Raw genomic sequence first — 12,008 nt, 5'->3', positions numbered from 1 at the left:
GGCTGGCAGATGTACATGAATCTCGTCGAGAATACGGCATAATAGCGGGCCAAGTGTGTGATCAGCCGCACTGATAGCCGATCCGGACGGGATTTTTTAGAAAAAAAACCACATAAAATCCCAATCCATTGGACGAAATCCTTTTCTTTCCAGTGCGTTAAATAAAACAGCGATACGCACCCACGACCGACAAGGTGTCATTTTGCAACAAAACAGCATATTGAACTTCAAGGAGCAGGGTCAGGGCCCGGCGGTCATTCTGATCCACGGCCTGTTTGGCAGCCTCGACAACCTCGGCCTGCTGGCCCGTGCCCTCTGCGAACAGTACCGGGTCATCAGCGTCGATCTGCGCAACCACGGTGCCTCCTTTCACTCGGACGAGATGAGCTACCCGGTGCAAGCGGCCGACATCCTGACCCTGATGGAGCGGCTGGATATTGCCGAAGCGACCCTGATTGGCCACTCGATGGGTGGCAAGGTAGGGATGCAGGTCGCCAAGCTGGCGCCAGAGCGGGTGACCAAGCTGGTGGTGGCCGACATGGCGCCGGTCGCCTATCCCCACTCCCGCCACCAGAATGTCTTTGCCGGACTCAACGCCACGCTGCGCACGCCGCCGCAAAGCCGCAGTGAAGCGGAAGCCATGCTGGCGCAGCATATCGAGATCGCCGGGGTACGCCAGTTCCTGCTCAAATCCTTCGCCAAAGGTGAATATGGCTGGAGTTGGCGCTTCAATGTGCCCGCCCTTGAGCAAAACTACGCCAACATCATGGGCTGGCCAGAGGATGAGCATCGCTTCGAGGGGCCTGTGCTCTTTATCAAAGGCGGGGATTCTGACTATATGCAGCCCCAATACAGCGAGACGGCACTAGCCCAATTCCCGGCGGCAAAGGTGCGTGTCATCGCGGGTACCGGCCACTGGCTGCATGCGGAAAAACCGGCTCTGTTCAACAAATTGGTTGTGGATTTCCTGTCGACAGGCGGTTAACAGTTTCAAATCCTTTGTGATATAGTGCGCCCGTCATAAGGAGTGTGCGCAATCCATGCTAAGTGAACATATCGACCTGATCGAAAGTTTGGGCCTCAAGCTATTCTTTGTGGCCATTTTCATATTGATTGGCCTGGCCATTCAGGACGTGCTCAAGCGCGGCAACGTGCCACGTTTCGGTCGTTTTATCGTCTGGTTGGTACTGTTTCTGGGTTGTGCGGGTTTTGTCGCCAAGGGGCTGATCGAACTGGGCTGGGAAGGCTCAGGACTCGGCTAACTTATTTTCATCTGTGATGTATGGCCAAACAGCAAACTGATCGAACAACACTGGATCTGTTCGCAAATGAGAAGCGCCCCGGCAGGCCAAAGACCAATCCACTCCCCCGCGAGACCCAGCTCAAGATCAACAAGCGTAACCAGCTTAAGCGCGATCGGGAAAATGGGCTGAAGCGGGTAGAGTTAAAGGTGGAGGCCGAGTTGCTGGAGCGCCTGAACCAACTTGCGTTACAACAGAACATCAGCCGAGCCGAGCTGATCCAATCTATCCTGAAACAACAGATTGAGTCCGCCTTTGCGGTGGACATTGCAGTCTGAGCGTTGAGCATTAACACCAAATACGGGTAACTAAACACTATGGCAAGTGTAGGTCTGTTTTTTGGCAGCGATACCGGTAACACCGAAGCTGTCGCCAAGATGATCCAGAAAGAGCTGGGCAAAAACCTGATTGAAGTCCGTGACATCGCCAAGAGCAGCAAGGCCGACATCGAGAGCTTTGATCTGCTGATGTTCGGCATCCCGACTTGGTACTACGGCGAAGCCCAGGCCGACTGGGACGACTTCTTCCCCGATCTGGGCGAAATCGACTTCACCAACAAGCTGGTCGCCATCTTCGGTTGCGGTGATCAGGAAGACTATTCCGAGTACTTCCTCGACGCCATGGGCACCCTGCGTGACATCGTCGAAGCCAAAGGCGCCATCATCATCGGTCACTGGCCGACTGCCGGCTACGAGTTCGAAGCCTCCAAGGCCCTGGTTGATGACAAGCACTTTGTCGGTCTGGGTATCGATGAAGATCGCCAGCCGGAGCTGACCGCCGAGCGCGTCAAGGGCTGGTGCAAGCAACTGCACGAAGAGATGTGCCTGGGCGAGCTGGAGTAATCCGCTTCCCCTCATATCTCTGACAACAAGGGCCCCGACGGGGCCCTTGTTGTATCTGCAAGTGGCGATGCCTGCCTTCATTCTCCCCTGTTATTCACCTCTGTGCTCCGGTTTGGCTCGCACATAGAGGGTGCGCTTGACCTGCGCCACCAGTTCGCCGCTCTTGTCCTGCACCGTCACCTCGAATTCTGGGAAGTGTTTGTTGCCACCTTCGGTCGCCGCCACGATTTCGGCCAGCTTTCCCTCGGTCAGGTTGAACTCGGCCACCAGCTTGCCCTTGCCCGGCTTGATGTAGTTGATGCTGCCCGCCTTGTCCCAGACGTAGTAGCGATTCTTGAAGTAGCCCATCAGCATCAGCGGATAGATGGGGTCCGTCATGGCAAACATGCTGCCGCCAAACTGGGTGCGGTTGGCATTCTTGTTCCACCAACGGGATTTGAGGGTCACCCGGCAGTAGCGAAAGTCATCGCTCAGGGTCTCTATCTTGATACCGGCACCCCAGAAAGGGGGCCAGGCGTTGAGTGCGCGGCGCACCCAGGCCGCATTGTCAAAAAGCCAATCCATGGATCTCATCCGACCAGAATATGAAAGTTACATCTTATCAACATCTGCCATGCCAGCAAGTCGGACGACACGATTGATTATTTCAATCCAACCGGCCATTTATGACTAAACCCCTTGAATTGCTGGGTTTATTTTTAGGGAGGCTACGACCTATAATGACAGGCCAAGCGAGTTCAAGGTTGCCATTCCTGCGGCAGTCCATCAGAATAACCCCACCTTCGAGAATGCGAATAAGTAGAATATGGCAGACAACAACCAAGCGTTAAAAAAGGCCGGGCTCAAGATCACCTTGCCCCGGGTCAAAATCCTGGAAATCCTGCAACAGCCGGATTGCCAGCACACCAGCGCCGAAGATCTCTATAAACGACTGATCGACCTGGGTGAAGAGATTGGTCTCGCTACCGTCTATCGCGTTCTCAACCAGTTTGATGATGCCGGTATCGTTACCCGTCACCACTTCGAAGGTGGCAAGTCGGTATTCGAGCTGGCCACTCAGGAGCACCACGACCACCTGGTTTGCCTCGACTGCGGCAAGGTGATCGAGTTCTCCGACGAAGTTATCGAACAGCGCCAGCGCGAGATCGCCAAGAAATTCAATATCCGTCTCACCAACCACAGCCTCTACCTCTACGGTCACTGTGCTACCGGTGAGTGCAAGCACGACGAATAATTCGCCTGCGACTTGCAGATAACGGACAATAAAAAAGCCAGCATCAGCTGGCTTTTTTATTGTCCGGCGCAGGCCGCTGGCAGCACACAGGGCAGGGTTTCCCCTACCCCATCGGCTTAGCCTTCTACCTTGCCCCAGGAGTCGCGCAGGGCAACGGTGCGGTTGAACACCAGATGCTCCGGGCTGGAGAGCTTGTTGTCGGCGCAGAAATAACCTTCACGCTCGAACTGGTAAGCTTGCTCCGGCTTGGCGTTCTTCAGGGATGCCTCGACACGGGCACCCTCGATGATCACCAGGGATTCCGGGTTCAGCGCAGCTTCAAAGTCATCCTCGGCGCCCGGGTTCGGCACCTTGAACAGACGATCGTAGAGACGCACTTCCGCTGGCAGGGAGTGAGTGGCGCTGACCCAGTGGATCACCCCTTTCACCTTGCGGCCATCGGCCGGATCCTTGCCCAGGGTCTCGGGGTCGTAGGAGCAGTAGATGCAGGTGACCTTGCCATCGGCATCTTTCTCGATGCGCTCGGCCTTGATCACATAGGCGTTGCGCAGACGCACTTCCTTGCCCAGCACCAGACGCTTGAACTGCTTGTTCGCCTCTTCTTTGAAGTCCGCTTCGTCGATGAAGATTTCACGGGTGAAATTCAGCTCGCGGGTGCCCATCTCGGCGTTGCTCGGGTGGGCCGGGGCAGTCAGCACTTCGTCGGCAGCCAGGTTCTCGATGACCACTTTCACCGGGTGCAGCACGGCCATGGCGCGCGGTGCATGCTCGTTGAGGTCTTCGCGGATGCAGGCTTCCAGCATGCTCATCTCGACGATGTTGTCCTGCTTGGTCACACCGATGCGCTTGCAGAACTCGCGGATGGAGGCCGGGGTGTAACCACGACGACGCAGACCGGAGACGGTCAGCATGCGCGGGTCGTCCCAACCATCGACGTGCTTCTCGGTCACCAGCAGGTTCAGCTTGCGCTTGGACATGACGGTGTATTCGAGGTTCAGACGAGAGAACTCGTACTGACGGGGGTGGCAGTCGATGGTGATGTTGTCCAGCACCCAGTCGTACAGACGACGGTTGTCCTGGAACTCCAGGGTGCAGATGGAGTGGGTGATCCCTTCCAGCGCGTCCGAGATGCAGTGGGTGAAGTCATACATCGGGTAGATGCACCACTTGTCACCGGTCTGGTGGTGGTGGGCAAACTTGATGCGGTAGATAACCGGATCACGCATCACCATGAAGGGGGATGCCATGTCGATCTTGGCGCGCAGGCAGGCGGTGCCTTCGGCGAACTCGCCATTCTTCATCTTGGCAAACAGCGCCAGGTTCTCTTCCACGCTGCGATCGCGGAACGGGCTGTTCTTGCCTGCTTCAGTCAGGGTGCCACGGTACTCGCGCATCTGCTCGGGCGTCAGCTCGTCCACATAGGCCAGACCCTTTTCAATCAGCTCGATGGCGTAGCCGTGCAGCTTGTCGAAATAGTCGGAGGAGTAGCAGATCTCGCCGTTCCACTGGAAGCCGAGCCACTGTACGTCCTGCTTGATGGACTCTACGTACTCGATATCTTCCTTCACCGGGTTGGTGTCATCGAAACGCAGGTTGCACTGGCCCTGATAGTCGCGGGCGATGCCGAAGTTCAGGCAGATGGACTTGGCGTGGCCGATATGGAGATAACCGTTCGGCTCGGGCGGAAAACGGGTATGCACGCTGCTGTGCTTACCGCTGGCCAGATCTTCATCAATGATCTGACGAATAAAGTTAGTTGGGCTGTTCGCCTGACTCATGGCTCACCTCAAAAAAGCGTCACTGGCGGAAGTTGTGCCGGCTGGCACCCTTTCATCCCCCCGCCGTCAAGCCGGGTATGATCCCTTATTACGGGCGCTGTCTCAACCTGAATTTGGCACTTCCGGGCCATTTCCCGGCCATTGCACCGCTAAAAACGGCGTGGCTTGGCACATTGCACCCCAAATGCATAAAAAAGCCCCGCACGAGGCGGGGCTGAAAGTGATGAAAAACACAAAACAGACAATTACACACAACAAAGGCTCACACGCACAGTCAACCTTTCCCAAACCCGATGCGCCATCGCCCTTGGGAAAGGCGGGTCTTGCGACCCACCTCATGTTAACGGTTGACTGCTATCAGTTCAGTTCGGTGACGCGGCTGGTGCGCTTGCCATCGAAGCTGGTGGTACGCAGGTAAACCTTGCCATTCACGCTCGGCTTGGCCGCGGCGTCATAGGCACTCCAGTTGGTACCGTCCAGGCTGTACTGGATGGGCAGACCCGGCAGATCCACGTTCGCTTCCAGCACACCGTTCACTACCTTGGCACCCGGTACGGAGAGGCGGTATTCAACACCGGCCTGATCCAGTTTCGGCAGCACGCGCTGACCCAGTACGTTGGCAAACTGGTTCCACTCTTTGTTGAGGGTGGCCTTGTTGACGAACTTGGTCTCGCCGGAGAACTCGCGACCCTTCACATAGTTCAGCTCGAAGCCACCTTTGTGCCAGGCACGCTCGGCCACGGAGAAGATACGCGGGTAGACCATGTACTCGTACTGAGCATCGGTACGCACGGTTTCACTCCACTGCTGACCGGAGATCCCCTTGAACTTGACCGGATCCTGGTCACCCTTGGCCACGAAGGCGTTGCCATCGCGGTCAACCGAGGTCTCGGCGTTCTGCGGCAGGTTTTCCGGGGCGAAGGCAAACACCTTGCGCGTGTCGTTGAAACGGGTTGCCCAGTAGTAGCCACGCTCAGCCGGGTGTACTTCGTTCGGGAAGTCGAAGTAGAGGTAATCCGGGTTGGACAGCACCACTTCGTAGCCCTTGTGCGCCCACTTCATCGCTTCGTTGAAGCCACCCCAGTAGAGGGTTTCCCAGAAGTTGACACGGGTGTTGTCGGTGGCGAAGTCCTTGGCACCGCTGGCGTACTTCAGACCATCTTCCCACGCCTGCAGGGTAGAGAAGCCGCGATCTTTGACCATCTGGCCCACTTCCTTGGCGAAGTAAACCGGCAGCTCGCCCACTTCCTTGATCTTGCCTTCGTCGATCATCTTCTGGCACATCGGGGACTTGCCAAACGGCTTGTCCTGCTTGCTGGAGTCGACGTTGCCTTTCCAGGCGACCAGCTCTTCTTTCTTGGTGACGGCCGGATCCTGATAGCCACCGCCCTGCATGATGTTCTTCGCCTCATCACCACCGTAGTGCCATGCGGTCAGCGGCTGACCGGCGGCCTGGTGCATCTGGGCAACTTCATCCATTACCTTGGCCACGAAGGTGGCAGCACCCGGCTGGCAAGGGTTGATGAAGGACATCTTGTCGTAGAACTGGACGGAGGTGACGTTGGAGGTGTCAGCCGGATCAGTCAGACGGAACTGGTTGGCTTCCGCTTCTTTGCCTTCCGCCATCAGACGCTTGTAGCGCGCTTCCATGGAGACCACGGCAGCACGGGCGTGAGCCGGCATGTTGATCTCGGGGATCACGGTCACACCGCGGGCCTTGGCATAACGCACCAGATCCACGTAGTCAGACTTGCTGTAGAAACCGGAACCCTGGTTGTCGCTGGTCGGGCCGGAACCCAGTTGCGGCATCAGGCACTTGGTTTCGGACTCGTCGTGGCAACGCTGGCTACCGACCTGGGTCAGCTCCGGCAGACCCGGGATCTCCAGACGCCAGCCTTCATCGTTGGTCAGGCCAAGGTGCAGCACGTTGAGCTTCATGGCAGACATCTGGTCAACCAGCTTCTTCATGGTATCCAGACTGCGGAAGTGACGGGCCACGTCGGTCTGCATGCCACGGTATTCAAAGCGCGGCGCATCCTCGACGGTCATCGGGCTCACCAGCTTGTCATCAACACCCAGCAGGGAGATCAGGGATTGTGCACCCCAGAATGCCCCGTCGATGTCGCGACCCTGGATCACGGTGCCCTTCTGACCGATGGTCATGTCATAGCCTTCAGCCTGCTTGAGCTTGCTGCCGAGCTTGATGGTCACCGGGTAGCCGGTGTCGGAGAGGGTAACACCCAGCTTGGTCAGTTGAGCCTTCAGGGCCTCGGCGCGATCGCTCGGCAGATCCAGGGCATTGAGTTTGATGGTAGAGAAGTCAACCTGCGGGCCAGCTTTGACTACCTGCTTCATCGGGGTCGGCAGGATCTGGTTGTCAATCTTGCCAGCCGGCAGCAGGGTGCTGGTCTGGTTGGCCGCGAAACGGGTCTCGCTGTTCATCAGGATGTTCTTGTCATCCTTGGTGCGCTTCCAGCCATCAGCCGGCATCGGCTTCTCGTAGGTGCTGGCATCATTGATGTTGCTCATGCTGGCCAGTACTTTCGGCTCGGCACCTTCGCTGGCGACATACCAGTTCGGCATGATGTCAGATTCGAACAGTACCCAGTATTCCACCACCAGCGGCACTTCGACCGTGGCATCCTTGGCAAAGCCCTGGAACTTCTCGGTTGGCGTCAAACGATAGAGATCGCCGGTCAGGTGAGTGATGGTGAACTGGTCGTTATCCACACGCTGGATACGACGGATGGAGGAGACGTAGATGCTCCAGTCTTTGGAGGTCACGTCCGCACCGGTATTGGTCAGGTGCAGCTTGGCAACGCCACAGCTCGCCCACTCGGAACCCAGCGCCTGGCAATCGAGGCCGGCACCGGCACCGTCGTTGGTGACCACTTCATACTTGACCACCAGATTGTTGGCGAGGGAGTCGACCACAGCCTGCTTGGCGGCATCGGCTGCCTGGACCTGGCTGACAAAAACGGTAGACATGGCAATGGCTAACAGAGAATGTTTCAAGTTCATAACTGCTGCTCTCATTTGAAGTAAAGGTTGGATTTTCTTGGCTTTTTTATATGGGGCCCCTGAGCGGGGCCCTTAGTTATGTCAACAATGGACTTAGACTTGAGGTGAGCGAGTCGCTCGATTAACGCAGGGCTTTCATCTCACCGGCGATGATTTCGGCCAATGGGCCCAGAATCACCTGCAGGTTCTGCTCACCGAGTTTGACCACACCGGCCGCACCCAGGGCTTTCAGCTTGCGCTCATCGACGATGCTGCGGTCTTTCAGAGTCAGACGCAGACGGGTGATGCAGGCATCGATGGAGACCAGGTTATCTTGCCCACCCAGCACTTCCAGGTATTGCTTGGCCAGCTCGGTACGGTTGGTAGATTGAGCGGCAGCCGGAGCACTCTCTTCATCATCTTCACGACCCGGGGTTTTCAGGTTCAGCTTGGCAATCACTACGCGGAACACGGTGTAGTAGAGGCCGAAGAAGACCAGACCCTGAGGGATCAGCATGTACCAGTTGGTCGCCAGCGGGTTACGGCTGGAGAGCACCATATCCACCAGACCGGCACTGAAACCGAAACCGGCCATCCACTGCATGGAGGCAGCGATGAACACGGAGATACCGGTCAGTACGGCGTGGATGACATACAGTACCGGCGCCACGAACATGAAGGAGAACTCGAGCGGCTCGGTCACACCGGTGAAGAAGGAGGCAAAGGCAGCTGCGATCATGATGGAAGCAACTTTCTCTTTGTTCTCTTTCTTGGCGGAGTGGTAGATGGCCAGAGCGGCACCCGGCAGACCAAACATCATGATGGGGAAGAAGCCAGCCTGGTACATACCGACCACGCCTTTCACCTGCTCCAGGCTCTTGCCAGCGGCCAGAGCGGCATCGATGGTAGCCTGACCACCCAGGAAGTTCGGGATGTCGTTGATACCGGCCACGTTGAACCAGAACACGGAGTTCAGGGCGTGGTGCAGACCGATCGGGATCAGCAGACGGTTGAAGAAGGCGTAGATACCGGCACCGGTAGAGCCCAGGCTCACGATGGACTCACCGAAGGAGACCAGACCACCGTAGATTGCCGGCCATACGGCCATCAGGATGAAAGATACGACGATCATCACCACGGAGGTTACGATCGGTACCAGACGACGACCGGAGAAGAAGGAGAGTGCCTTGTGCAGCTCGACGCTGCTGAAGCGGTTGTACAGCTCAGCGGCGATAACACCACACAGGATACCCACGAACTGGTTGCTGATCTTGGCAAACGCGGCAGGAACCTGCTCCACCGGGATGCTCTTGATCTGGGCCACAGCGCCCGGGCTCAGCAGGGTGGTAACGACCAGGAAGCCGACCAGACCTGCCAGCGCAGCAGAACCGTCTTTATCCTTGGACATACCGTAGGCAACACCGACTGCGAACAGTACGGACATGTTATCGATAATGGCTGCGCCCGCTTTAATCAGGAAGGCAGCCAGCGCGCTGTCACCACCCCAACCATTCGGGTCAATCCAGTAGCCAACCCCCATCAGGATCGCTGCGGCAGGCAATACCGCTACCGGCACCATCAGGGCACGGCCGATCTTTTGCAAATAACCGAGAATGTTCACGGTTCCTCTCCTTAGTTAATGTTTTTCTAGAAATTAAGTGCTTATCACGTTTGACGCATAAGCCATCAAGGCTTGATTGGCAGTCTAGGGCTTTTATTTCGCTGCGCAAATTAATAAACCAATAATCGTGATCGTTATCACCCAAACAAGATAAAGGTGGTGGATAGATGTGGCTTAGTTCGCAATCTTTATTTACGCTATAAAACAACTTGAATCCGTCTTAGCCAATTGCCACCGCCAAACCGGTCGCAACCCGACACAGAGGTATCCCATATGCGCCTGATCCCGTTGAAATCTGCCAGCCAAGTAGGCCTGTGGTCTGCTCGTTACATCGTTGACCGCATCAACGCGTTCAAGCCGACCAGCGATCGCCCTTTCGTACTGGGCCTGCCCACCGGTGGCACCCCGCTCAACACCTACAAGCGCCTGATCGAGTTGCACAAAGCCGGTGAAGTGAGCTTCCAGAATGTGGTCACCTTCAACATGGACGAGTACGTCGGCCTGCCGGAAGATCACCCGGAGAGCTACCACAGCTTCATGCACAACAACTTCTTCAGCCACATCGACATTCGTCCCGAGAACATCAACATCCTCAACGGCAATGCCGAGGATCTGGTGGCCGAGTGCAAGCGCTACGAAGACAAGATCAAGTCCTACGGCAAGATCCACCTGTTCATGGGTGGCGTGGGTAATGACGGCCACATCGCATTCAACGAGCCAGCTTCTTCCCTCTCCTCCCGCACCCGGGTCAAGACCCTGACCGAAGACACCCGCATCGCCAACTCCCGCTTCTTCGGTGGCGACATGGAGCAGGTGCCCAAACTGGCCCTGACCGTGGGTGTCGGCACCCTGATGGATGCGGAAGAGATCATGATCCTGGTCACCGGTCACAGCAAGGCACTGGCCCTGCAGGCCGCCGTGGAAGGCAGCGTCAACCACATGTGGACCATCTCCACCCTGCAACTGCATCCGAAGGGAATGATGGTGTGCGACGAGCCCTCCACCATGGAGCTCAAGGTCAAGACCGTTCGCTACTTCCAGCAGCTGGAAGCCGCCAACATCGGCCGTCTGTAAGGAGTCGTCATGTACGCATTGACCAACTGCACCCTCTACACCGGCAGCTGCGTGCTGACCGGCTACGGGGTGCTTATCGAGGGCGACAAGATTGTCGCCATCTCTCACCTGGCCGAACTGCCTGCAGGCATCGAGCTGATTGATCTCAAAGGCGCCAACCTGACCGCCGGTTTTATCGATGTGCAGCTCAACGGCTGTGGCGGGGTGATGTTCAACACTGACATTACGGTCGAGACCCTGGCGACCATGCAGGCGGCCAACCTCAAATCCGGTACCACCAGCTTCCTGCCGACCCTGATCACCAGTCCGGATGCCGACATGAAGCAGGCCGTTGCGGTGACCCGTGACTACATGGCGGCACACCCCAACGAGGTGCTGGGCGTCCATCTGGAAGGGCCTTACACCAACCTCAAGCGCAAGGGGATCCACCCTGCCGCGCAAATTCGCCAGCCAGCGGACGAGATGATCGACTTCTTCTGCGCCAACGCGGATGCCATCACCAAAATCACCCTGGCTCCGGAGCGCAACGAGCCGGCCCATATCCGCCGTCTGGTGGAAGCGGGCATTCTGGTCTCGGCCGGTCACACTGCCGCCAGTTACGATCAGGCGATGGCCGGGTTCGATAACGGTATTCGCTTTGCGACCCACCTCTACAACGCCATGACTCCGACCCTCAATGGTCGCGAGCCGGGCGTCGTGGGCGCCATCTACGATCGCAAAGATGTCTACGCGGGCATCATCGTCGATGGCCACCATGTGCACTGGGCCAACGTGCGTCTGGCTCACAAGGCGCTGGGGGAAAGGCTGGTGCTGGTCACCGATGCCACCGCAGCAGCGGGTGCACCGGAAGGCTTTGAGAAATTTGATTTTTGTGGCACCACCGTCTTTTTACGCGATGGTCAGTGTGTCGACGAGAATGGTACACTCGGCGGTTCCTCCCTCACCATGATTGAGGGGGTGGAAAATCTGGTCAAGCAGGTCGGATTACCGCTCGATGAAGCACTGAGAATGGCCAGCCTCTACCCCGCTCGCGCCATTGGATGGGACTCACGTCTCGGTAGTATCCAGGTCGGTAAAGTAGCCAACCTCACTGTCTTCGATCAGGACTTCACGGTCCGTGGGACCGTGGTTAACGGACACTACACACAACAGTGACAT

Annotated in this window: 11 protein-coding genes; 7 read left to right on the top strand and 4 right to left on the bottom strand. The window is 57.2% G+C overall.

What is annotated here, in order from left to right; translation table 11 throughout:
- Positions 1-202: 202 nt before the first annotated feature.
- Genes G5253_RS04585 through fldA form a run of 4 tightly spaced genes read left to right on the top strand, consistent with a single transcriptional unit; the run spans position 203 to position 2,143 of the window.
- Positions 203-985, top strand: coding sequence for an alpha/beta fold hydrolase (locus tag G5253_RS04585; protein WP_266134412.1), 783 nt, complete (start codon positions 203-205; stop codon positions 983-985).
- 55 nt (positions 986-1,040) lie between these two features.
- Positions 1,041-1,262: a DUF2788 domain-containing protein gene (locus G5253_RS04580; RefSeq protein WP_005334296.1), complete on the top strand. Its 222-nt coding sequence runs from the start codon at positions 1,041-1,043 to the stop codon at positions 1,260-1,262.
- Positions 1,263-1,282: 20 nt separating this feature from the next.
- On the top strand, positions 1,283-1,579 hold the full coding sequence (gene ybfE, locus G5253_RS04575) for a LexA regulated protein (RefSeq protein WP_005334297.1): 297 nt from the start codon (positions 1,283-1,285) through the stop codon (positions 1,577-1,579).
- 39 nt (positions 1,580-1,618) lie between these two features.
- Positions 1,619-2,143 carry a flavodoxin FldA gene (fldA, locus tag G5253_RS04570; protein WP_005334298.1) on the top strand — a complete coding sequence of 175 codons (525 nt, stop codon included), beginning with the start codon at positions 1,619-1,621 and terminating at the stop codon, positions 2,141-2,143.
- Positions 2,144-2,233: 90 nt separating this feature from the next.
- On the opposite strand, the gene G5253_RS04565 is transcribed toward fldA, so the two are convergent.
- Complete coding sequence (locus G5253_RS04565) at positions 2,234-2,707, bottom strand: DUF4442 domain-containing protein (RefSeq protein WP_005334300.1); 474 nt, start codon at positions 2,705-2,707, stop codon at positions 2,234-2,236.
- 241 nt (positions 2,708-2,948) lie between these two features.
- Here G5253_RS04565 and fur point away from each other — a divergent pair, with 241 nt between their 5' ends.
- Positions 2,949-3,377, top strand: a complete 429-nt coding sequence (fur, locus tag G5253_RS04560; protein ID WP_005334301.1) for a ferric iron uptake transcriptional regulator — start codon at positions 2,949-2,951, stop codon at positions 3,375-3,377.
- A gap of 116 nt (positions 3,378-3,493) precedes the next feature.
- Here the strand turns inward: fur and glnS are convergent, their stop codons facing one another.
- The 3 genes from glnS to nagE form a co-directional block, all read right to left on the bottom strand.
- Entirely contained in the window at positions 3,494-5,155 is a 1,662-nt protein-coding gene (glnS, locus tag G5253_RS04555; protein ID WP_005334302.1) for a glutamine--tRNA ligase, read from the bottom strand.
- Between the two features lie 357 nt (positions 5,156-5,512).
- Positions 5,513-8,176: a beta-N-acetylhexosaminidase gene (locus tag G5253_RS04550; protein ID WP_043818486.1), complete on the bottom strand. Its 2,664-nt coding sequence runs from the start codon at positions 8,174-8,176 to the stop codon at positions 5,513-5,515.
- A 121-nt stretch (positions 8,177-8,297) separates the two neighbouring features.
- On the bottom strand, positions 8,298-9,776 hold the full coding sequence (gene nagE, locus G5253_RS04545) for an N-acetylglucosamine-specific PTS transporter subunit IIBC (protein WP_266134413.1): 1,479 nt from the start codon (positions 9,774-9,776) through the stop codon (positions 8,298-8,300).
- 273 nt (positions 9,777-10,049) lie between these two features.
- Here nagE and nagB point away from each other — a divergent pair, with 273 nt between their 5' ends.
- Both nagB and nagA read left to right on the top strand, forming a co-directional pair.
- A complete protein-coding gene (gene nagB, locus G5253_RS04540; RefSeq protein ID WP_266134414.1) occupies positions 10,050-10,850 on the top strand; it encodes a glucosamine-6-phosphate deaminase in 801 nt (266 codons plus the stop codon).
- Between the two features lie 9 nt (positions 10,851-10,859).
- The gene (nagA, locus tag G5253_RS04535) at positions 10,860-12,005 is read left to right on the top strand and encodes an N-acetylglucosamine-6-phosphate deacetylase (protein ID WP_128816550.1); all 1,146 of its coding nucleotides are present in this window, start codon (positions 10,860-10,862) and stop codon (positions 12,003-12,005) included.
- The last annotated feature ends 3 nt before the right edge of the window (positions 12,006-12,008 follow it).

The sequence above is a fragment of the Aeromonas sp. 602658 genome, assembly GCF_049173005.1.
GTDB classification, from domain to species: Bacteria; Pseudomonadota; Gammaproteobacteria; order Enterobacterales; family Aeromonadaceae; genus Aeromonas; species Aeromonas veronii_A.
The sequence above is the reverse complement of the archived record's forward strand: the minus strand, read 5'-3'. Positions and strand labels throughout refer to the sequence as shown.